General features: G+C 43.7%; 18 protein-coding genes. 3 read left to right on the top strand and 15 right to left on the bottom strand.

Features of this window, described 5'->3' with window-relative positions; translation table 11 throughout:
- Nucleotides 1–56 precede the first annotated feature (56 nt).
- The 9 genes from AB5170_RS12900 to AB5170_RS12860 all read right to left on the bottom strand — a co-directional run bounded on the left by AB5170_RS12900 (nt 57) and on the right by AB5170_RS12860 (nt 13,059).
- The gene (locus AB5170_RS12900) at nt 57–1,361 is read right to left on the bottom strand and encodes a BMP family ABC transporter substrate-binding protein (RefSeq protein ID WP_368361273.1); all 1,305 of its coding nucleotides are present in this window, start codon (nt 1,359–1,361) and stop codon (nt 57–59) included.
- A 178-nt stretch (nt 1,362–1,539) separates the two neighbouring features.
- Nucleotides 1,540–2,523, bottom strand: coding sequence for an AraC family transcriptional regulator (locus AB5170_RS12895; protein ID WP_178733541.1), 984 nt, complete (start codon nt 2,521–2,523; stop codon nt 1,540–1,542).
- Nucleotides 2,524–2,630: 107 nt separating this feature from the next.
- A complete protein-coding gene (locus tag AB5170_RS12890) occupies nt 2,631–4,655 on the bottom strand; it encodes a beta-galactosidase (RefSeq protein WP_195391734.1) in 2,025 nt (674 codons plus the stop codon).
- Nucleotides 4,656–4,730: 75 nt separating this feature from the next.
- Entirely contained in the window at nt 4,731–7,856 is a 3,126-nt protein-coding gene (locus AB5170_RS12885) for a glycoside hydrolase family 2 TIM barrel-domain containing protein (protein WP_195391733.1), read from the bottom strand.
- Nucleotides 7,857–8,085: 229 nt separating this feature from the next.
- A complete protein-coding gene (locus AB5170_RS12880; RefSeq protein ID WP_173717083.1) occupies nt 8,086–8,913 on the bottom strand; it encodes a carbohydrate ABC transporter permease in 828 nt (275 codons plus the stop codon).
- The gene (locus AB5170_RS12875) at nt 8,906–9,805 is read right to left on the bottom strand and encodes a carbohydrate ABC transporter permease (protein ID WP_148461199.1); all 900 of its coding nucleotides are present in this window, start codon (nt 9,803–9,805) and stop codon (nt 8,906–8,908) included. The genes AB5170_RS12880 and AB5170_RS12875 overlap by 8 nt, the downstream gene beginning before the upstream one ends.
- A gap of 233 nt (nt 9,806–10,038) precedes the next feature.
- Nucleotides 10,039–11,325, bottom strand: coding sequence for an ABC transporter substrate-binding protein (locus AB5170_RS12870; RefSeq protein ID WP_148461198.1), 1,287 nt, complete (start codon nt 11,323–11,325; stop codon nt 10,039–10,041).
- A gap of 287 nt (nt 11,326–11,612) precedes the next feature.
- Nucleotides 11,613–12,125 (bottom strand): hypothetical protein, encoded by a 513-nt coding sequence (locus AB5170_RS12865; RefSeq protein WP_368361274.1) that lies wholly within the window; start codon nt 12,123–12,125, stop codon nt 11,613–11,615.
- 1 nt (nt 12,126) lies between these two features.
- Nucleotides 12,127–13,059 carry an AraC family transcriptional regulator gene (locus tag AB5170_RS12860; RefSeq protein ID WP_195379223.1) on the bottom strand — a complete coding sequence of 311 codons (933 nt, stop codon included), beginning with the start codon at nt 13,057–13,059 and terminating at the stop codon, nt 12,127–12,129.
- Between the two features lie 117 nt (nt 13,060–13,176).
- On the opposite strand from AB5170_RS12860, the gene AB5170_RS12855 reads away from it, so the two are divergent.
- On the top strand, nt 13,177–13,560 hold the full coding sequence (locus AB5170_RS12855) for a DUF3783 domain-containing protein (protein ID WP_195379222.1): 384 nt from the start codon (nt 13,177–13,179) through the stop codon (nt 13,558–13,560).
- On the opposite strand, the gene AB5170_RS12850 is transcribed toward AB5170_RS12855, so the two are convergent.
- The 5 genes from AB5170_RS12850 to AB5170_RS12830 form a co-directional block, all read right to left on the bottom strand.
- On the bottom strand, nt 13,523–13,681 hold the full coding sequence (locus AB5170_RS12850; RefSeq protein ID WP_368361275.1) for a DUF6783 domain-containing protein: 159 nt from the start codon (nt 13,679–13,681) through the stop codon (nt 13,523–13,525). The two genes, AB5170_RS12855 and AB5170_RS12850, sit on opposite strands and share 38 nt — an antisense overlap.
- Before the next feature lie 91 nt (nt 13,682–13,772).
- Nucleotides 13,773–14,795: a substrate-binding domain-containing protein gene (locus AB5170_RS12845; RefSeq protein WP_195379221.1), complete on the bottom strand. Its 1,023-nt coding sequence runs from the start codon at nt 14,793–14,795 to the stop codon at nt 13,773–13,775.
- 110 nt (nt 14,796–14,905) lie between these two features.
- The gene (locus tag AB5170_RS12840) at nt 14,906–15,910 is read right to left on the bottom strand and encodes an ABC transporter permease (protein WP_118577741.1); all 1,005 of its coding nucleotides are present in this window, start codon (nt 15,908–15,910) and stop codon (nt 14,906–14,908) included.
- Between the two features lie 2 nt (nt 15,911–15,912).
- Nucleotides 15,913–16,908, bottom strand: a complete 996-nt coding sequence (locus AB5170_RS12835; protein WP_148461193.1) for an ABC transporter permease — start codon at nt 16,906–16,908, stop codon at nt 15,913–15,915.
- Nucleotides 16,908–18,419: a sugar ABC transporter ATP-binding protein gene (locus AB5170_RS12830; RefSeq protein WP_368356777.1), complete on the bottom strand. Its 1,512-nt coding sequence runs from the start codon at nt 18,417–18,419 to the stop codon at nt 16,908–16,910. Before AB5170_RS12830 ends, AB5170_RS12835 begins: the two co-directional genes overlap by 1 nt.
- Before the next feature lie 319 nt (nt 18,420–18,738).
- Between AB5170_RS12830 and AB5170_RS12825 the strand changes: the two genes are divergently transcribed.
- On the top strand, nt 18,739–20,286 hold the full coding sequence (locus AB5170_RS12825; RefSeq protein ID WP_368361276.1) for a response regulator: 1,548 nt from the start codon (nt 18,739–18,741) through the stop codon (nt 20,284–20,286).
- Nucleotides 20,287–20,358: 72 nt separating this feature from the next.
- Nucleotides 20,359–22,188, top strand: coding sequence for a sensor histidine kinase (locus tag AB5170_RS12820; RefSeq protein WP_368361277.1), 1,830 nt, complete (start codon nt 20,359–20,361; stop codon nt 22,186–22,188).
- Nucleotides 22,189–22,313: 125 nt separating this feature from the next.
- Here the strand turns inward: AB5170_RS12820 and AB5170_RS12815 are convergent, their stop codons facing one another.
- On the bottom strand, nt 22,314–23,732 hold the full coding sequence (locus AB5170_RS12815; RefSeq protein ID WP_118577745.1) for an arabinose isomerase: 1,419 nt from the start codon (nt 23,730–23,732) through the stop codon (nt 22,314–22,316).
- Nucleotides 23,733–23,772: the final 40 nt, after the last annotated feature.

The following is a 23,772-nucleotide window of genomic DNA, read 5'->3' as shown; positions in this document are numbered from 1 at the left end:
AGCTACCTGCTCCGCGATGCACAGAAATCATGCTTCGCAGGATTTCGCATTACTGCTTATTCAACAGCGTCTGCGTCCTCTGTGATTCCATCAATACGAAGTGTAAAGTATGGAGCGCTTCTGAATGTGGACTCTGCAAAGTGTCCATCCTCGATAGCCTCAACAGTCTCGCCCTGATATACAACAGTTGCAGGATCAGTTGTGTAATCCATGAAGGAAAGGTCAACCGGTGCAGAAGTAACTTCCTCGCCGCCTACAGTAAATGTAGAGGTATCAAACACCTGAAGAGAACCGTCTTTCAGTTTACCCTCGATGTCAGCAACGTAATCTGCAGTTCCTTCTGCACAGGACTCACCAAGTTCTGTGATTCCTACTGCATCGTCATTATATCCTGCGGACCAGTCCTGCTCAAGGTCACCACCGCCCATTACGGTTGCAATTGCATGTTTGTAGTATACTGCCCAGTTATTGGTAGCAGAGGTAAGTGCTGCTGTAGGAGCAGTCTCAAGCATATCAATATTGTAGCCTACAGAGTAGCAGATCTTGCCATCATCGTGAAGCTTCTGTGTAGCTGCAGGAGCACCTGTAGAGTCTGCATGCTGTCCAATGATCACACAGCCGTTTGCAATAAGTGCCTCAGCTGCTGCACCCTCTTTGTCAATATCAAACCAGGAGTTTGTGTACTTAACTTCCATTACAACGTTCGGAACAACGCTCTTAATACCAAGGTAGAATGCGGTATAACCGGAAACAACCTCAGCATAGCTGAATGCTCCAACATAACCAACCTTTACATTGCCGTCTGCATCAAAGCTGTCTGGCTGTGTCTCTGTAGTAAGAGTACCATCCTCAAGAATCTCTTTCAGCTTCAGACCAGCTACAACACCGGATACATAGCGGGATTCATAGATGTTGGTGAATGCATTCTTGAAATTCTCGCATCCGCTGATTGCTGCAAAATCACCTGTCATGGAAACGAATGTTACATCCGGGTATTCCTGAGCAGCCTGTACCAGATAAGTCTGATGTCCATAGCTGTTACCGATTACCAGGGAGCATCCCTGTCCAACAAGGTCGATTGCTGCATCGTAGCAGCTGGAGTCTTCCGGAACTTTGTATTTCCAGATGATCTGGCTGTCGTCAAGGCCCAGCTCTTTAGCTGCTTCCTTAACACCGGCGATATGAGCTGCAGAATATCCTTCTGTCTCATCACCTACAAGAATAACTCCCATCTTGAAGTTCGGATCAGCTTCAACGCTGTCCTCGTCAGCGGCATAAACAACAGAAGCGAAGGCGGTCATTGTAAGCACCATCACTGCTGCAAGAAGAAGGCTGACTACTTTTTTACACATTTTTTTCATTTTACTTCCTCCTTGATATTTTTATTTGCCTGAGACTTTCCCCCTCTATGTAAGAAAAATCTTAAACGTTACAGTTATTTTATTTTTTTTCTAATTAAATGTCAACCATTTATATATAATTCAAAAAATATTTTTGAACAAATGATAATTTTTTTGTAAAAATATTTTTACGCGTTCTTCATAATCTTACTTTATCATTTTTCTTATTAGCCACGCGGAAAGCTCTTGGCGTTACCCCATATCTTTCCTTGAATACACGGTGAAAATAACTGTTGTTCTCATATCCCACTGCTGCAATGATATCGCTGATGGGAAGGTCTGTATCACACATCAGTTCCACAGCTTTACTAAGACGTTTCCGCTGAAGCAGCTCCTTAAAATTAAAGCATGTTGTTTTTTTTATCATTTTGCTTAATACATGCATGGGAAGGTGAAGCATGTCGCATAGCTCAGTCAAGGTGGCCGTACGGTATTTCTGCTCAATATAATCCAGAGTCGTCATGGATATCATGTTCTCGTACTGATTTGGAAGGCGCATTTCCACATACTGTACAGAGTCCATAAGATAAAGAAAAATAAGTCCCATGGTAGTCTGATTGATTTTATTCTGGTTGCCCCTTCCTGTTACAAGGGAATAAATAATATTTTCCAGAAGATTCTGGATCTGCAGCACCTCAGATACCTTAAAATGAAGATATTCTCCCTGCTGGTTATCCCGGCGCAGTACATTCACCAGAAAATCTGCCAGAACATTATTATTTCCTGCCATTGAATATGCCACATCAAAAAACTCCGGCAATACCATAAAATTTATGGCAATGTCACTCCTGCCAGCTGCAAGAATCTCATGATGGGTAAACTGATTCAGAAAAAGCAGTTCCCCTTTTCGCACAATAACCTGTTTGCCATCTATAATATTCGTAAGAGTTCCCTCGCATACGTAGAGTACTTCCACATAATTATGGCGGTGAAGGGGAAAATGAACAAACCTGGTATGGGTGCGGATTGCGATCAGCTTTCCTTCCTCCAGCATCTTATTGCTGTCAATGGTAAAATCGCTTCCAGACGTGTAAAGATCCCTGTCCACTTCTGCTTCTCCGTTCAGGATCCTTCTCTCTTCTTCTGTAATTTCACGAAGCTGCTCCAAGAGTTCTCTCTGCACTGCACATACCTCCTGCTGCATGATTTCTGTTTTTCTAATTATATACACAAAAAGAAGTTAGTGTCAAAACCTCTTTTCACACTAACTTCTTCCGCTATTTTTAATCTCTATTTTTTCTTTTTCAGGACCCTTGTTGCCAGCGGCTGCATAATCTCATCCGCCGCGCCGTAGATCACTTCATATTCTGCTGGAACCGGAACTGCCTTGGTTTCTCTTGCATAGTTCTGGATAAACAGATATTCATTTTCCTGATTTTCACGTAAGGTGACAGAAACCTCTGCCGGTACGAATCCCAGCGGTGCCTGAATGCCAGCTTCCTTTGATGCCTTTCCGTAGAAATCACTGTAGAAAGCCTGTTCCATATCTGCGCCAACGTAATATACGTGACCTTTTCCATATGCTTTATGTGTCACTACAGGAGCTCCCGCATAGAAGTCATCGCCATAGCGCATAAGCACTTCTGCATCAGAAACCTTTACCAGCTCACAAAGGTTCTTGCAAGTGTAGGTGCCGCTGATTCCCAGATGATTGCCCGGTTCTGAAATTCCATGGTTCTCTTCCCAGTCATAAAGAGCATCGATCTCCGTAGTACGAAGACCGGCTGCCTCCATAAGCCCGTATGGTGTTCCTCCAAGGAAGCACTTGTCTGTACCATCCACAAGGCCGGTCCAGTAAGTGATCACCAGGGTTCCGCCATTTTCTGCATATGCTCTTAATTTTTCTTCGTAACCATCTTTGAACATATAAGCCATTGGCGCTGCCACGATCTTATAGCTGGAAAGCTCATGCTCCATAGAGATCACATCCACATTCAGTCCCTGTTCCCGCAGGGCGCGGTACTGCTTCTGTACCGCTTCTGTGTAGAACATGTTCTCATTCCGCGGTCCCTGTGCATCCTGGATTGCCCAATTATTTTCTCTGTCATAAAGGACTGCTGCCGGAGACTTCATCTGGCTGCCGCAGACTTCCTTCAGTGCCTCCAGAGCCTCTCCAACCTCTGTCACTTCTTTAAACACGCGGGTATCCTCTCCGCCATAGTGGTCGATCACTGCGCCGTGGAATTTTTCAGAAGCCCCCTGGCTCTGATGCAGCTGGAAGTATAAAACGCTGTCGGAGCCGTGAGCTACTGCCTGAAGAGAGGCAGCCAGCATCATTCCCGGCTTTTTCAGCTTATTGATGGGCTTCCAGTTTGTGGCAGATGGGCAGGACTCCATGAGAAGAAATGGCTGATTCTTAATGCTCCTCATCAGATCATGCTGCATACCTGCATCAATGGCAGTGAAAAATTCCTCTTTCTTATGCCAGCTTGGATAGTTGTCCCAGGATACCACATCCAGAACATCGCGGAACTTCTTGTAATCAAGACCGTTGTAATCATACATCAGATTGGCTGTTACCGGCAGTTCAGAACCACCTTCACGGATTGCAGCAACCTCTCCTTTGATGAAATCAATGGTGCGGTCTGTAACGAACCGATTCCAGTCAAGCTTCAAGGCATGAAGCTCGTTCTCCCCCTTTGGGGAAGGGGCTTCAATCTGATCGAAGCTATTGTAAATATGGCTCCAGAATGTGGTGCACCAGCTGGAATTCAGCTTCTCAATGGTTCCATATTTTTCTTTCAGCCATTCCCGGAATTTCTGCTGGCAAAGAGGGCAATAGCATTCTCCGCCAAACTCATTGGAAATGTGCCACAGAATCACACCAGGATGACTGCCCAGTCTCTGGGAAAGCAGCTTGTCCATATCGTGAACTTTCTGACGATATACCGGAGATGTATAGCAATGATTATGTCTGCCTCCGAAAAATCTTCTGGTGCGGTCCGGATCCATGCGAAGGACCTCCGGATACTTATCGGCCATCCACTTTGGCCTTGCGCCTGACGGTGTTGCCAGGATCGTGGAAATTCCCTCTTTATATAAGTTGTCAATAATCTCTTCCAGCCAGCCCAAATTGTATTTTCCTTCTTCCGGTTCCAGTACTGCCCAGGAAAAGATTCCTACAGATACTGTATTAATATGGGCTTTTTTGAAATATTCAATGTCTTTTTTCAGAATGTCCGGGCGGTCAAGCCACTGCTCCGGATTGTAATCACCACCATGCAGCATACGGCCATATTCTATTTTTTTTGCCATCTCAATCTCCTTTTTGTTGCCATGATAAGAGTATTTTTGTTACTGGCCACGGAGTGAGCAGTAACGTATTTTTTCTCAGATTCCCTTAAATACAAATGAAAACTCCATAGGCTTACTTGTATCCAGCAGATATTCTTCCTGGGTTCTTGCTCCCCAGCTGTCGTCTCCGGCAATTCCCATCTGGCCTTTTGCCACGCGCACTACTGTATAATGAATCTGGGGCAGCTCATATGGATGCATTGCATTTTCCATCTCATGAGGTGTGTATGGCAGGGCAGAGAACATCATCGGGCCATTTTCTTTATCCATCTCAAAAAGCATTCCTCTGCCTTTCCGGTCTGTGATCTTCGCCCATCTGACCTCTTCCTTGGCACCGCATTCCTGTGGAACCATATATCTTGCCACATTATCTTTTACCATATTGTCGTAGATTCCGAGCTTTGCACCTTTCTTACGGTCTGCATAGGTCTCAGATTCTCCAAGTCCATACCAGGATACATGGTCATAATCTGCATTAAACTTGAAAATCACACCAAATTCCGGCATATCGCCAAGCTCCTTCACCGGATCATAGGAAAGTGTGGTACGAACTCTTCCATCTCCGAAAACTTCATAAGCAAGTGTACACTCAGCTGCCGGAATAGTGGGAAGAAAATAGGTATAGGATACCTTTACGGAATGCTCTTTTTCCTCTACCTTTGGTGCATTTCCAGGTCCATATGCCGCTCCGCGGTAATCCTTATGGTTTACATACATGCTGGCAAGCTTCCACTGTCCGTAGCGCATTGCCATCAGATTTCCACAGTCATTGTCTGTTGGTGCACGCCAGAAATTAGGCTTCGGAATTGCCTCGATCATTTCTTTTCCTGCGTATTTATAGGAAGCAAGACCACCGTTCAATACGGAGAAAAGCACCTCAAATTCCGCTCCGCGCACGCCAATATTATGGGTACTGTGAATTACCTCCAGATGCTCTGTGCAAGGTTTCACAGCTGCTTCCACCTGGTAAACATACTGTCCAAAGGCAACCTCATGACCTGCTTTCGCCCATGGCATATCCTCTTTCAAATGGAAAGAAACAGTTACCGTGTACTCGCCGGCTTTTTCCTCCTTCTTAAATGGAAGAGCATATTCCACCTGGCTCAAAGGAGCCACTGCTGTATCCAGTACTTCTGTACGAATTACGTTTCCATCCTTCTGAAGGGTTACTCTGCATTCAAATGTGTCCGTATTTACAAACAGATTTTTGTTGATCACATTCACGGAATCAGCACTTACCTGTGCGGTAATATTCTGATAATTAAATTTCACTTCCTGCATCTTCGGAGACGCATCACGATTTCCGCCATATGCAATACCATTTCCACTGAAATTATAATCAGTAGGACGCTCGCCAAAATCTCCACCATATGCCTGGAACTCTTTTCCATAACGGTCTTTTTTGTAAATAGACTGATCGATATAATCCCAGATAAAGCCACCCTGATATTTCGGCTCTGTATCTGTCAGATCTGTATATTTATGCATGGCACCGCAGGAATTTCCCATGGCATGGGTATACTCACAACAGATAAAGGGCTTGGAAGCATCTTTTGCAAGAAACTCTTTAATTGCTTCCACAGATGGATACATCTGGCTTTCCATATCGCTGGTAGCGTTATATCTGCGGTCATGGCAGACACCTTCATAATGTACCAGACGGGTAGGATCTGCATTTCTAAAGAGCTGGGACATTTCAAAAATATCCTTACCACCGAAGGACTCATTTCCACAGGACCAGATCAGGATTGCCGGATGGTTCTTATCTCTCTGATACATGGAATTGGCGCGGTCTAACATCATAGACTGCCATTCCGGCTTATCATGGGGAACCACATAAGTATAGTCCTTCGTAAATTCCGCTGTATCCCAGGAGCCGTGACTTTCCAGGTTGGTCTCATCGATCATGTAAATTCCAAACTCATCACAAAGCTGGTAGATCAGAGAAGCATCCGGATAATGACAGGTGCGGATGGCATTGATGTTATTCTGCTTCATGATGGTCAGATCCTTGCGTAGCTCTGCTTCGGATACACATCTTCCTGTTATGGAACTGAATTCATGACGGTTCACACCTTTAAATACAATTCGTTTTCTATTTAAAGTCATAATTCCGTCTTTCATTTCAAATCGGCGGAAACCGACTTTCTGAGGGATCACTTCTTGAAGAATACCATTCTCATCGAAAACCTCCATGATCAAATCGTAGAGTTGAGGATCTTCTGCACTCCAGAGAATCGGATTCTCCACTGTCCAGCTAAATGTATCAGCAATACCTTTCTGAACGGTTCTGCCAGCAGCTTCAGTGGCTGCATCTTTTCCGTTCCGGTCACTTCCTGTACTTGCTGCATTTTCGCCTAAGCTCTTATTTTCCTCCAATATGGTCTGTCCATTTTTTGACAGAGCAATATGCACATTTCCCTTTCCCCAGGTGCTGGTCTTGACTTCAAACCGGGCTTTGTTAAGGCTCTCATCCGGGATTGCGCGGATCTGGAGATCATACACATGCACACCCGGTACTGTATAAAGATAAACCTCCCGGTAAATTCCGGAGAAGCGATAGAAATCCTGATCCTCGCACCAGCTGCTGGCTGTCCACTTGAACACCTGAGCTGCCAGCTTATTTTCCCCTTCTTTCACATAATCGGTGAGTTCAAATTCTGACGGGGTAAAAGAATCTTCACTATATCCTACAAACTGGCCATTCAGCCAGAGAGCGATTCCACTTTCTGCACCCTGGAAGGAAATAAAAAGACGTTTTCCTTTCATCTGTTCCGGCACTGTGAAATATTTCACATAGCTTGCCACAGGATTGAAATGCTCCGGAATCTTCCCTGGGTGAATATCCTCGTGTCCTTCCCATGGATACTGCACATTGGCATACTGAGGTGCATCGTAGCCCTCCATCTGGATATGGGCCGGCACACGGATGTCATCCCAGTCTTTGCAGGAATAATCTTCTCTCTCGAAGCCTTTTATGGTATTTCCGTAATTGCGGGCATAATGGAATTTCCAGATTCCATTTAAGCTGTGGCGGTAAGAAGTCTCACCTGTGGAAGCCTCTTCCACGTTTGCATAAGTGATATGATCGGAGTGCGCCTCCATTCTTCCGTCTTTAAAATACTCGGGATTCTTAACTAATGAATAATCAAATTCCTTCATATATAATCCTTTCTCGATACTGTTCACTGGTAACAACAGTAACCCTCTCTCTAAACGTTGCGGGCAATATTTTCCAGATGCCCTGTACTGGTTTTATTATAGTAATATAAACTTTCTATTTCCATGGAATTTTTACAGAACAATATATAAAAATCGTCCATAGATTGCGTATCCATGTTCAGAAAAAAGGGCGCCGCAAATAAATCGCAGCACCCTTAGATTTTCAAACTTATTTCACCGCACCGGTGATACCTTCTGCAAACTGCTTCTGCAGAACGAAGAATACAACCATGGTCGGAATGGAACAGAATAATACGCCGCACATCAGCATACCGTAATCGGTTACATAGCCTGTGATCAGGTTGGCGATCAGCATTGGCATTGTGATGGCTTTGTTATCTGTCATAATTACCTTCGGCCACAGGTATGCATTCCAGGCATTCATAAAGGTAATAACAGCGGCTGCCGCGTAGGTGGATTTCATGGTTGGAATAAACATCTGGAAAAAGATTCTCACTTCGCTTAAGCCGTCAATTCGTGCTGCTTCGATAATATCTACTGGAAAAGCTCTTGCATTCTGTCGGAACATCATGATCATAAATGGTGTGGAAATGATCGGAAGGATAAATCCGATGGATGTATTCAGAAGCTTCGCTTTTGAGAACATCTTAAACAACGGAACCATAGTAGCAACCTGAGGAACCATCATGGCAAGAAGGAGAATAGAAAACAATCTGTCTTTTCCTTTGTCATGATATACTTCGAATCCGTATCCGGCGATGGAACAGATCAGAAGGCAGATCACTGTAGTCAGGATTGCATAGAAGAAAGAGTTTCCAAGTGCTCTCCAAAGTGGCTGCTGGGATGTCAGGTTCTTAAAGTTCTCCATGAAATAGCTTCCCGGAATAATACGTCCGCGTGATACATCCGTGGAGGTATTTGTAGCTGCTGAAATCATCCAGTACAGCGGGAAAACGGAGAAAAATGATACAATGATCAGAAAAATGTATGTAGGAATCAATCTTCTCTGGATTGCAGATTTGTTTTTCTTAGTCACGAGTATCACCTACTTTCAAGTTGATAAATGCCAGAACTGCTACCATAATAAAGATAATAAAGGACATTGCTGCTGCATATCCGAAGTTCGGCACGTTGACAAAACAGGTATTGTAAACATAATGTGACATTGTGATGGTTGAGTTTGCAGGACCACCCTTTGTCAGGTTCATGGACTCATCAAACAGCTGTAAGGTACCGTTGATGGACATGATGAAGGTCATGATAATAGTCGGCTTCAGAAGCGGTACTGTGATCTTCCAGAAGGTTTTCCATCCGTTTGCACCATCGATCTTCGCTGCCTCATAAACAGAATATTCGATGTTCTGAAGTCCTGCCAGATAGAATACCATATTGTATCCGGTCCATCTCCAGATCAGGGCGATGATAATAACAATCTTCGCACTGGTGGAGTTTCCAAGGAAATTATATCCTGTGGAGAGAATTCCCAGTTTCATCAGAACACTGTTGACCAGACCGTCTGTTGCAAACATGGAACGGAAGATCAAGGAATAGGAAACCAGGGAAGTTGCACATGGAAGAAATACACATGTACGGAAAAAGCCTTTGAACTTCAGGTCTTTGTTGTTCAGAAGCTGTGCAAGCAGAATCGCAAGAATCAGCATGATCGGAACCTGAATGATCAGATACAGGAATGTGTTGCCAATGGACTGCTGGAACACTTTATCTGCAAGGATACGTTTGTAGTTACTGAAGATTGGATCTGCAAAACGCATATTTGCGCCGGCACCTGTCTGCAGGGAAATGATAAATGCCCGAATCATTGGATAAAAGCTCATGATGGCGATCATGATAGAAGCTGGTGCCAGGAATATCCATCCGGCAGCTTTCTGCTTCGTAGCCAGTGTCATACCTTTTTTCTTGGAATTCACAGGAACTCCTCCTTTCAAGCCTATATATACTGCAACTTTTCCATCTAACAGCTGTACCAGTGAGCAAAATATTTTTATGTAACTTCCTTTTGCTCAGCCGTACAACTGTTAGATAGGCGCCTGTATGGAGTAACAGGCATTTTCTTTGAACAGAAAACGGAGGACTACTTAGCAGTCCCCCGCCTCCTAATAATTAATTCCTATTTAATTTCAATTACTTGTCCCGGAAAGGATTACTCAGTCATCTTGAATGCCAGTGTATCCTGTGCTTCCTGAAGAGCGTCTTCCTTAGCTGTTCCGTTTACGATATTAACAACAGCTGTGTTTACGCACTCTCTTGCCTCATAGTGATATGGAGTCTTTGTGAACTCCGGAATATGAGAAGAGTACTCTACGATTGTTGAGAAAATCGGCTGTCCGCCAAAGAACTCGTTTGGCTCGTTGTAAACATCAGACTCACCAGCTGGCAGATAGCAGGAAATAGCACCTGTCTCAGAAAGGATTGCATCATAGAAGTCTGTGCTGGAGCCAAATGTGCTTGCAAGGAAGTCCTCAGCAAGCTCTACATTCTTGCAGTTAGAGGTAATATACCAGGAAGATCCACCGTTGTTTGCATAGTTTGTAGCTGTGTCAACACCGTCAACCTTAGGCATTGTGGTGATTCCCCATAAGCCTTTCTGATCTTCTGTGGACATCAGAGTAGCTGTGATCCAGTTACCATTTACAATACCAGCAGCCTCACCGCTTGTGATGGTTGCAATGTACTCATCCCAGTTGTTTACAAGTTTCACAACGTCGTTCTGAACCAGCTCTGTGTAAAGGTCGATACATTTCTCAGCTGTCTCATTGCCAACGATATAAGCTTCGCCGTCTTCGTTAACGAAGTTCGCACCACAGGACTGGATCATCATCATAAGGGTATCGCCGCCTGTTGCTTCGCTTGTAAGAAGGTATTTGCCGGTCTTCTCGTGAATATCTTTACCAATCTCTTCGAATTTGGACCATGTGATATCTGTAAGGTCATCCAGTGTATATCCTGCTTCTTCAAGGATATCGGTACGGTAGCAGGCGATAACAGCACCGTTATCAAACGGAACACCGTAATGTGTATCATCTACCATAGAATAGGACTGTTTCAGAGCTCCGAAATCATCCCAGTTAACATTCATATCTTTCAGGTCTGTGAAAGCATCTGGATAAGCTTTCAGGAATTTCTGATAGCTGTTATCCTGCATGAGAACGATATCCGGAAGTGTGCTGTAGTCACCAGCGTTAGCTGCTGTAGTAAGCTTGGTCTGGCAGTCATCAGAAGATGTCTCGATGATATCTACTGAAAAGCCTTCATGATCAGCTGCATACTGATCAGCTGCGATCTGCATGGACTTGATATTGAAGTTCTGGTCCCATGCCCATACGGTTAATGTGTTGTCGTTGTCCTCTGCAGATACAACTGTTGCTCCTGCTGCCATGGAAGCTACCATTGCACCTGTAAGTAATACGGTAAGTACTTTTTTCTTCATAGAAATATCCTCCCTTAAAATTGTTTCTCTGTATTTCTTATGAATGTATTATACCATCCGCATATAGGGTGATGTATGCAATACCGCTCATATAATGTGCATTTTCGACCATTATGCTTATTTTTTTCTTTTTCATGTTTCATTCATTTTTTCACAATTTTTCGTCATGTTTACGAAGCATGTGGTTTTTTTTCACTAATGTACACATGTATTATTTGATTTTCTGTACTTTTTCACAAATTTTATATGTATATTTTGTGAACTATTCACATTCTTTTATTTTATTTCTATGCAAAAAAGACTTTCTGAGGATACCTGGTTTTCAGGGTATGGAGCATCTCTTCCGTAAGGTCCAGAAGTAATTTGATCTTACGTCCGTCTTCCTTAATGATCATTGTGTAATAGGGAGTATCTTCTTCATAGGAAGTATAATCATACTTCTTTAAGTGCTCTGTTCCACCGTTCTTTTTGTATTTTGCCACTGAGCCATGCCAGTGAGGGTCTACCACCTCCAGCTGCCGGAGGTCCAGCTCATGGGCTGTCTTACGGTACTTGTTTCCATAAATCACATCTATGGTAAGCTGTTCATTTTCCATTATGTATTCATAATCCCGCTGGCAAAAGGTCCCGTAAATAAAATAAAGACCTGCCAGGCAAAAACCAGCCAGCATAAAGGCCTGGGATATGGTAATTCCCATAACAACAAACACTACGGCAAAAAATACCATGGTCTTTTTTAATACTCCGGAAAGCCTCTTTTTCTTTCTGGTCACCTGTTCTACTATTTTGTAATCGTACATTCTACCATCCCTTCTCTGAATGAATATCAAATTTCAAGAGCTGCTGTTCATAATTTTCCGGGCGTTTCCGCCACTCTGCCGGCGACATTCCCATCAGCTGGCGGAAGTTCCGGTTAAATGTGGAATTGGTTGTAAAGCCACATTTGTAGGCAATATCTGCGATAGACTCATCCGTCTTTTTCAGGATCTCACAGGCAGTCTGAATCCTTACTTTGTTAATATATTCCAGAGGGCTCATGTGCATATAGGAGGTAAACACCCTGCGAAAATGAGTCTCACTGATATGGCAGGCTTTTGCCAGATCACCAATTCGGATATCTTCCATATAACATTGTGAAATATAGTCCACAGCCCTGGAAATCATGTTAGTGATTTTTCCTTTTTCCTCAATATTTTCTTCTGCAGAGGAACGGTTCATTCTTGCCACTTCCGCAAGCAGTGCCAATAATACCCCATTTGCTTCTTCCAGGTAAAACTCATCACTGGCACGCATAATTTCCAGTATCTTGATTATTTTGTTGGAAAGGCTTTTATATTCTGATTCTTTCAGGCAAAGTGCTTTTGAATAAATACGCTGGATCATTTTTTCTGCCCTGAGGGGCGTTCCTGCTGCCACCTGCAGAAAGCCTTCCACATCGATAAACAGATATTCCCATTTGCTGATATTTCCCACATCGCTGGTGGTCGTATGGGGAAAGTTTGGTGGAATAATGGTAAATTCCCGCCCTGCAAAACGTATAGGCGCTTCTCCTAACACCAGCTCTCCTTCGCCACTGTAGCAGAAACCGATCTCCAGATAGTTGTGAAAGTGAAGGTAATCCACATCCCTTCCATAATTCTGCACCCACTTTTCACCAAGAAGTGCCAGAATGGGGATTCCATCCTGCATCTGGTAATAGCGGAATTCCATTTTCATTTTTCGTTTTTTCGCCATGTAGTCTCCTATAACAAAATTAAAAATATAGTTTTTTTATCATACCACACTTTCCTTGTAAAAAGGGAATTTTTCTGCTATTCTCTTTTTAGATAAACGCAAAAAAGGAGGATACTTATGTCCCAAACCCAGATTTTATTATATAATTTTAAAGATGAGGATCGTCTTCGCCAGATCCGTAGATATTTGAACCGGCACAGAATCTCTGTCCGCATGGTACAGCAGCCAGAGTACCTGGAAAGTCTCGGATTTCTCTTCGAGATTCCTGGTTTTTCTAAGAATCCGGTATTTAACCTTGGAAAAAATTTTCAGGAAGAAATGATGGTGCTGAAGGATTTTTCCAGTGAGCAGCTGGATGAATTTCTGGCTTTCTTTAAGGAAAATGGCCTGCTGCCAGTGAACTTAAAAGCTATGCTTACACCGGTTACGGTTCACTGGGATTCTTTGAAGCTGCATGATGAGCTTATGAAAGAACATACGGAGATGCATTCACACAAATAAGCCAAATCAAGATCTGCTTCCTTGTCTGGATGAAGGCGCCGCAGCGGGCTACGGCAACCGAATTCGGGCAAAATGTACCGCAAAGTGTGCGTGCAGATTGCGGGAATAATTTTTCAGACACACTTTAGAGCGTATCTGAAAATCCAGGACGCGAAAGGCCCTGCACTCGGCAGGGCCTTTTCTTTATTAACATCTAATCTTAAACGGTCTGATTAGTACAGTTTAGCCATCTCTTCGATGTTGTCTGGGTTGAACTCAAGCGGAGCGCCAAGAACTACTTCTGTACCACCGTCATCAGCTGCTGTGATTGTGTAGTCACCAAGGTCACCAGCTGTGAAGGTTTCATCAGCAGCACCTGTGATCTCGTCGTTGATCAGAGCGATTGTTGTCAGAGCGGAAAGTTTTCCAAGGCCCTGCATATCCCACAGATAGAAGTATGGGCAGGAATGCTCATCATCAGCACCTGTGTACTCAAGCATCTCAGATGGAAGTCCAAGACCTGTCAGTTTGCAAGCAGATCCGTTGTCCTGAAGGTATTTAGCAGCTGCAGCGATACCAACTGTTGTAGGTGCGCAGATAACTTTCAGATCCGGATATTTCTCAAGAAGAGCTGCTGTCTGGTCTGTGGATTTCTGTGGCTCGTCATCGCCATATGCAACTTCTACAAGCTCAAGCTTGGAATATTTGTCATCCTCTTCCATAATCTTCTTCATAGCATCGATCCATGCGTTCTGGTTTGCAGCCTGAGAAGTAGCGGAAAGAATTGCGAACTGTCCCTCTCCACCTGCGATATCAAGGCAAGCATCAAGAAGAGCCTGTCCTACAGCAACAGTACCAGCCTGGTTGATGAAGATCTGACGGCTGTCTGGGTTTGTAGCAGAGTCGAAGCAGGAGATCTTGATTCCTTCATCCATAGCTTCCTGTAATTTTGCCTGAAGTGCGTTAACATCATTTGCAGAGATGCAAATTGCATCGTAGTCCTGAGAGATCAGGTTGTCAAGAACTTTGATCTGAGCATCTGCTGTAGCTGCCTCTGGGTAAACAGTATCAACTGTAGCTCCCTCTGCTTCAGCTGTCTCTACGAAGGATTTTGCAGCGATTTCGAAGAATGCGTTACCAGCTGATTTACCAACCAGTGCGATTTTCTTTCCGTCAGCGGAACCAGCCATAGCCGGAACTGCGGATCCAAGGATCATTGCTCCACAAAGAAGTGCGCTTACGATTTTTTTGTTCATGTTTTTTTCCTCCCATGGAATAATATAGTTTTTGTATTTGTAACTGCCCCGCCTTCTGCGAAGCAGTTTACAAGCTTTATAAGGTTATATATGAGTTCGTTAAGGATTTTTTATTTTGCTGTTTTTGCTTTTTTCTGAATCTCTTTGATGATGTTCGGAAGTGCAACTGCGCCGATCAGAAGCACACCGATGATCAGCAGGATAACCTGCGGATGAATGTTTCTCTGTCCAAGTCCAACACGAAGGCAGACGATGATAAATGCGGAAATCAGACCGCCTGCGATATTACCTTTACCACCTGTGGAGGAGATTCCTCCGAATACTGCCATTGCAATGGCATCCATCTCAAATCCGTTACCAGTTGTGGTATTTGCACCGAATGAGGAAGACATCAGGAACAGTGCACACAGTCCGGAGATGGTTCCCATCAGAGTGTAGATCACGAAACGGATCTTCTGTACATGGATTCCGGAGTAGTAAGCTGCAAGACGGTTGGTACCGATTGCATATACTCTGCGTCCGAAGGTACATTTTCCAAGGATAACTGCTGCGATGATTCCAAGGATCAGAACCAGGAAAAGAATGTAAGGAACACGTCCTACTTTTCCGCCAAGTGCAGCAAAGCCTTCTGTGTTTGTTACGGAAATACTTCCGCCGCTTCCAAGAACGATCTCTGCAATACCTCTGAAAATGATCTGGGTTGCAAGTGTTACGATCATTGGCGGCAGTTCTTCAAATCTGGTAAGGACAAATGCGTTTACAGCACCGCAAAGGGATCCGACCAGAAGTGTGGCAAGGATTACCACGATGAATGGAGCTCCTGTGTTTGCCACAATACAAGCCATTGTTGCGGAGAGACACACGATAGATCCAACGGAAATATCGATCTCGCCAAGTACCAGAATGTATGCCATCGGCAGCATCAAGAAGATTTCTGCCAGATAAACAGGCATCTGACGGAGCAGACTCTTCAGATTATAGAACTCGGAAAAGTTTGCACAGAAAATATTTACTGCAATAAACAGGAGTACCAGAATGCCTTCCCAGCTGAAGATCATCTGTTTCACAGGGCTTTTCGGCACGTTGTTAATACTTCTTCCAGATTTTCCAGCCATGATTACATCTCCCTTCCCTTTAATGCATTTTTGTCAGCTGTACGCTGTAAAACAATGTTTACAACAACTACTACAAGAATGATAACACCCTTGATGGTATTCAGCCACAGCTGATCGAAGAATGGGATCAGCGGAAGTGCTTTTGCGATGGTTGCAAGGATCAGGGATCCAAGAAGAGCACCAAGTACTGTACCACGTCCACCACTCATGCTTACACCACCGATAACGCAGGCTGCGATAACGTCCATCTCACCGCCCTGCTGCATATCAGGCATTGCAGAAGCGTAAATAGAAACCTGAAGGGCTCCGCCAAGACCTGCAAGAAGACCCATAATGGTATAAACAAGAAGTTTAATATTTTTTACATTGATACCGGAAACCTCAGCTGCACTTGGGTTACTTCCTACTGCATAGATTCTTCTTCCGATGGTAGTCCATTTCATGAATACGAAGAAGATCACATAGCAAAGGATGATCACCCAGATTACAAGGCTCATTCCCAGGAATTTTGTTGTTGCAAAATCTTTAAATTTACCAAGGGCTGCTGCACTTGCCCACTCACCGTTGTGGGAAACCAGATATCCCATAGCACGGTAAATGTACATGAAGCCCATTGTTGCGATGATCGGAGGAACATCTGCTCTGGAGATCACAAGACCTACCAGGAAACCACATGCGATTCCGATTGCCAGTGCGATCACAAATGCCAGGAAAGTACTGGAAATGTGCTCGTATTTCAGAAGCATACCGATTGACATACCAGTCAGTGCCAGAGTAGACATGATGGAAATATCAATTCCGCCTACCAGCATAACACACAGCATACCAAGTGACATTACCATTGTTACCGCATTGTTTTTCAGCATATCCGTCAGAGACTTGAATGTAAGGAATGACGGGCTGATGATTGTGATTACTACGAAAAGCAGAACCAGGATCACTGCAAGCAGTGCTTCACGGGAACCTGTCAGCTTTTTCATGAAAGATTTCTTTTCCATTATTTAGCTGCCCCCTTTCCTGTTGTACCTTTCTCCATAGCCAGCTCAAGGATCATCTCCTGGGTTGCCTCTCCTCTTCCAAGCTCTCCTGTCTTACGTCCGTTGCACATTACAACGATTCTGTCAGACATTCCAAGGATTTCCGGCATTTCTGAGGAAATCAGGATAATTGCATAACCTTTCTTTGCAAGATCACCCATAATCGCATAAATCTCAGCTTTGGCACCAACGTCAACACCTTTTGTAGGCTCATCCATGATGACCACCTTCATCTCCTGGCTAAGCGCCTTGGCAACTACAACCTTCTGCTGGTTACCACCGGACAGAGAGCTTGCAGGCTGGAAAATATCAACGGCTTTGGTATCAACCTCTTCCAGAAGTCTCTTGGAAAGATCTCTTTCTGTCTTCTCGTCATTGAAGCCTTTTTTTGCATATTTGCTGATAGTTGGAAGTGTTACATTTCTTCCAAGTCCCCAGCTCATGATCAGACCTTCCTTCTGACGATCCTCCGGAAGAAGGATAATTCCTTCCTTCATTGCGTCAGACGGCTGTTTGATATGTACTTCTTTTCCTTCCAGATAAACCTTTCCTTCATCTGGAGTTGTGATTCCACAGACGCTCTCTACAACCTCTGTACGACCTGCACCAACCAGACCTGTAAGACCTACGATCTCGCCAGCGTGTACATTGAAGGAAACATCTTTGAAATATCCGGTGCGGGATAAGTGCTCGATACGAAGCATCTCATCACCGATCTTAACCTCCGGTTTCGGGAACAGATCCTTGATCTCACGGCCAACCATGGCTTTGATCAGGTCTGCATTGGTGATTCCATCTACATCGTAGGTACCAATGTACTGAGAGTCACGGAATACGGTAACTCTGCTTGCCAGACGGTACATATCCTCAAAGCGATGGGAAATGAAGATAATAGAAACTCCTTTTTCCTTTAACTGATCTACGATTCTGTAAAGTTCCTCGGATTCTCTCTTTGTAAGAGAAGCGGTAGGCTCATCCAGGATCACGATCTTTGCATTTGTAGACAATGCCTTTGCGATCTCAACCATCTGCTGCTGGGCCACACTTAAGGTTCCCATTTCTGCTGTGGAATCGAAATCTGCATTCAGCTGCTTCAGAAGCTTATTTGCCTCCTCATTCATAGCTTTCCACTGGATTATGTGATTCTTCTTGATCTCATGTCCCATAAAAATATTTTCAGCTACTGTTAAATGTGGATAGGATGTGGGGTGCTGATAAACAGCTGCAATTCCTGCTTCCTGTGCATCCTTCGGACCTTTGAAATCCACTTTTTCTCCAAACAGGTACATTTCGCCTTCTTCTGCTTTATGTACACCGGTAATTACTTTAATGAAGGTAGATTTACCTGCACCGTTTTCGCCCATCAGTGCGTGAACTTCGCCAGGCTTTAACTGGAACTGTACATTGTTCAGTGCTTTAACGCCGGGGAAAATTTTCGTAATGCCTTTTAATTCAAGAACATATTCAGACACGGCTTTTTCTCCTCCCTTTCTTGATCTGTTATTATTCTACCACCTGTGCACTTTGTTTGAAAATGGGAAAATATTTTGAAACAGGGTAAAATATTTTCCACTTAATGGGTAAAATTTTCCACTGATCTTAAAAATATTCCACAAAGCAAGGTACTTTTAGTCTCGTATTTTGGATATAATTGTGGTATGATGGGTGTGGCATTTTTTATTAATACGTTTTTATAACCTTACAGATAACTGTTCATTTCTTTCGCAGTTACTGTCATTTCACTAATCAAGAGCTCCGGTGATTTCCGGAGGGATATAACGGAGATTCATTATGAAATTACTGATCGTAGACGATGAAGAGCTCACCCGTACCGGTGTGATTTCTTCCATTGACTGGCAATCCATCGGAATCCAGGAAGTGCTTCAGGCAGATGATGGAATAAACGGAATTGAAATGGCCAGGGTACACAGACCGGACATTGTACTATGCGATGTGCGTATGCCCCGTCTGGATGGAATCGCAATGCTGGAACAGCTGGAAGAAATTCTTCCTGATATTGTTCCTGTTTTTATGAGCGGATATTCGGATAAAGAATATCTAAAGGCTGCCATCAAGCTAAAAGCCGTCAATTATATAGAAAAGCCTCTGAACCCTGTGGAAATCCGGGATGCCATCGTGGAAGCCCGTGATCTTTGCCTGGAAAAAAAACGCACCCGGCAAAATGCGTCCATCCATTCCATGGAAAGCGCTTCCCGCCTGGCTCTTCTTCTCACCCAGCCTTTCGCCCATGCAAAGGAAAGTATTGACCAGCTCATAGATGAGCTGTCTCTGTCCATCAGCAATACCACTCCCTTTACTGCAATTGTGCTTAAGACCGATACCGAGGAGGAGTTTCCTCTTTCAGAAGCAAACGCCATATTTCTGTCCGTCCGGGAATTTTTAAAAACCTTCCATATAGATTGTATTTTTGCAGAAAAGCGTGTACAGTATATGGTTTACTTTTTGTTTGGTTCCTCTCCTGGAGCTGCCGTTCGAAAAAGCATTGAAGAATTTTTCTGTAGTCTGTATTCCCGCTGCACCAGATTCTGCATCGCAGCCGGAGACACTGTTACAGGCATTTCCAAAGCTTATCAGTCCTATACTTCTGCAGTTATTTCCCTGCAGAGCAGCTTCTTTTTCCCCACAGGTACCTTTCTGTCTCCTTTTTATCAGGCACCTGTTTCTGAAACAGCAGCAGAGCTTTCTGCCAGTCCGGAGAATGAATTTTTCACTCTTCTCACTGAAAAAAATAAGGAAAAAGCAAAAGCTTTCCTTGACAATCTGTTCCTGTATTATAACCAGAATCAGAATGTTCTGCCTAACCAGGCCAAGGATCTCTATTACAAATTATTCCGTGCTTTGGATAATGCTGCGCGTCAGCTGAAGCTAACTTTGTCCGATACCCAGGAAAATTTAATAGACACATTGGAGAAGATTTTTTCCTATAATGAGATGCACCAGAAGCTGGTGAAAAAGACAGAATTTTTTTTCCAGACAGCAGTCAGCACAGAAGAAGAAAATTCTACTATTTTTCTAATCAAAGATTACATCGGACAGAAATATATGAACGAGACCTTATCTGTGAAGGATATCAGTGATCATGTATTTTTATCAACCTCGTATGTGTGTACCTTCTTCAAAAATGAGACCGGTCAGACTTTAAATCAGTACCTCACAGAATACAGAATGGAAAAGGCCAAGCAGCTGCTGTCTGACCCCAGGTATAAAATTACGGATATTTCCTCGCGGGTGGGGTACAGTGACGGGAATTATTTCGGTAAAAGTTTTAAGAAGTATACAGGTTTTTCTCCTTCTGAATATCGAGAGAAGATGAGTTAGTTTCATGCGCCGCACAAAAAAACTTTTATGTATCCCAAAATATCTGCATAGTTTTAAGGAGTGTGAAATAATTTGCATAAGCTTAAGCAATGGTACCAGGATCTGAACCTGCAGTCCAAGTTTACCCTGGTACTTCTTTTGATCGTGTCAATTCCTGCGATCGCCATTATCTTCTTTTTTTATGGAAGAGCCTACGACATGGTAGTTTCCTATACGATCCGCCAGGAACAGGACCGGTCTGCAGAAACGGCGCCGTTGATAGAAGAATCCATTCAGAAAGTCCTGGATGTAAGTGAAGAAATTTCTTCCCTTGATTTTTACCAGACACTTTTTAAAAATGCCATAACTGAATCCTTCACGGATCTGGCAGATTCCCTGAATGCAGCGTCTTTTTCCCGAAAGATAGATCAGCTGATTGCTGATACGCCCGTTACCAATGTCAAGATTTATATGGAGATGCCAAAAGGCTCTCCTTCAGACATAAATGCACTTTTAGATAAGGAAGACCTGAAAGATACTTTTCTATCTCTCGATCAGATCCGTGGAACCTACTGGTATGGTATTTTCCGCGGAAGCCGCGTTTCCCAGCTTTTTTGTCCCTCCTTCTATCTTGGTACAAAGGAACAAAAGGCATATGGAGATCAGGCATATATCACCCATGCTTCTGTAATCTATAACAACGGAACTTATGATGCTTATATGGCGGTCTATTATTCCGGTCATGATTTTCAGCAGATCCTGTCTGAAAATCTTACTCTGGACGGCAGTGTTTCTTATATTATGAATGAGCGTAACAACCTGGTCTCTGCTTCCAGTGATTCTCTCGCCGGAATTTACTGGCTGGATTACGACAAGATCATGGAGTCCTACATGTCCTCCAACAGTTTCGTGGAGCAGGATATTCTGGGGAAAACCGTTTACGTTGGTTTCTACCGGATCAAACAGCCAGGCTGGTTTATGGTGACAGTACTTCCCTCCCAACCCCTGATCAATCAGAGTAATATCCTGGTTCTGCAGTTTTTGTCCATTTATATTGCGGTACTGGCGCTTGCCTTTTTGCTCGCAAGTACCTTGTCCAAATCCATTACAGGGCGAATTTCCTCAGTTATTAGTCAGATGCGAACAGTCCGTCACGGTCCTCCGGTCCCTATGGACAGCCCAAGTGCGCACGATGAAATTGGTGATCTTATTGATACTTACAACTATATGACACGCAAAATGAACCAGCTTATGGAAAAACAGGCCCAGGCTGCTGAGGATCTGCGAATTGCCGAGTTTAATTCCCTGCAGGCTCAGATCAATCCCCATTTTCTTTATAATACCATGGATATGATCAACTGGATGGCCCAGCAGGGACGTACCTCTGAGGTCTGTAACGCAGTGCAAAGTCTTTCCAGATTCTACAAGCTGACACTTAGTCGCAAAAAGGGAATCAGTACTATCGCCAAGGAAGAAGAACATGTTTCCATCTATGTGCACCTGCAGAATATGCGCTATCATGACAGCATTTCCTTCATTTCCGATATTCCGGATGAACTGATGGAATACCAGATTCCAAAGCTGACCCTGCAGCCTGTTATAGAAAATTCCATACTTCACGGAATTCTGGAAAAACCTTCCAAGTCTGGAACTATTGTACTTACCGGATGGATGGAGGATGGGGATATTGTACTTCTGATTTCTGATGACGGAGTTGGAATCGCGCCGGATAAACTGCCCATGATTCTTTCCGGGGAGGGAACCAGTATTTCAGGTGGAACCAATATTGCGATCTATAATACTCACAGACGGCTTCAAGTGCTTTATGGCGCAGATTATGGATTGACTTATTCCAGCGATGTAGGAAAAGGAACCGAAGTACAAATCCGAATTCCGGCGAAGAAGGATGCGGAAAACAAATAGCAGTTTAATCTTATCATCTACAGCAAAAGAGAGAGTCTGACGACTCTCTCTTTTGCTGAATATGAATATGTGTACAAACCATATAGATGGTCTTATTCTTGCTATTATTTGCACAACTTTGAAAATTATCTTGTTACGATATCAACCGGTACATTGAAGATCTTTGCAACCTTCAGAATGGTATCAATATGTCTGCCTGTTGCAGCTGCCATATGATGTGTCGGGCCAGCTTCGCTCCAGCGGTTTACAAACTCTCTTGCACCACATGTAAAACGGGTTCTCATGTTCGTATCGCCAAAGGAAAGGATTGGTCCTTCCTCGTTGATTCCCTCAGCAACAACGAATTTGAAGCGTCCGTCGCCATCCTGTGTGATTGCAAGATAAGTAACCGGACCGGTGTATGGATAGAACTGTGTCAGATATCCACCGCCTGTTTTGCCATGGAACACTGGTACGATCTTCATGGTAGGTTTCTTATCAGAAATATCAGCATCACCACTTCCGGAATGACCGATAATGCAGATGTCATCATTGAAATCAATGGAATACATCTCGGAAAGCTGGCCTGTGCCGGAAATTGTCTTCAGAATACTCATTGCCATGGCAACCTTCATATCACCCTCAACAGCACATGCAGTACCCTGTTTGATCAGCATAGAGAATGCCGGAATCAGCATACTGTCAAGGACACCAGCCTTGCCCTGTGCAAATCCGTCATAATGGGAAGCGATCATTCCAAGATGCTCATCCTTTACCCATTTCTCAAATGCTACAACATATTTTGCCATATCCCATACTTTCTCAATTGTTCCGCCGCCCTCAATATCAAAGGTGTCCAGAATATCCTGAGCTTTTGCACGAATTGCATCCTCATCTGTGATATCATCCGCAATTGCCCACATTTTTTCCCAGTCAAACTGTTTGGTATAAAGGAACATTCTGTTGTACAGGTTGGTCTCATCAATGTAAAGATCCATCATACCTGGGTAAGGTCTTCCAATCTGGGCAATATTTGTGTCACGGAATCTTCTTCTTACCTGAGCAGCTTTACACCAGTCTTCAATCTCAGCCTGAACGCCTGGATCTCCGCCTTCGACAACACCAGTGATAACAGCATGTCTCTTTCCAGCTCTCTCAAGGTCAGCAACGGCTTCTCCAACAGCACCGCATGCATATCCTTCGCCGAGCCATGTAGCAATGTCTGTGTGATCGTAATCCAGAGCTTTCAGCTTCTGAACATTTACCAGAACAACCGGAACATTCAGGTCACGGATTGCAGGAAGCATGTTGTAGGATGTAGCGTAGGTTAACATCTGAAGGAAAACGAGATCAACGTCTGCTGCACGGAATTTATCCCCTGCAACCATAGACTGTTCTTTTGTTGTTACCATTCCTCCATCGATGATCTCTACGGTATCCGGAATTGTTTTCTTAAATGCCTCGTACTGAGCCTCAAACTCTGGTACCAGTGAAGGGAACTGAGGCAGATATGCGCCTAAAGCAATAGAAAATACACCAACTTTTGCTTTTGTGTTTACTAACATAGTAGTACCTCCTGTTTAATTTGATATATTATACAAATGA

The organism is Ruminococcus sp. RTP21484sp1_RTP21281st1_A8_RTP21281_210402, assembly GCF_040914025.1.
In the GTDB taxonomy this organism is placed as follows: domain Bacteria; phylum Bacillota; class Clostridia; order Lachnospirales; family Lachnospiraceae; genus Blautia_A; species Blautia_A faecis.
This window is presented reverse-complemented; position numbering and strand designations above follow the sequence as displayed.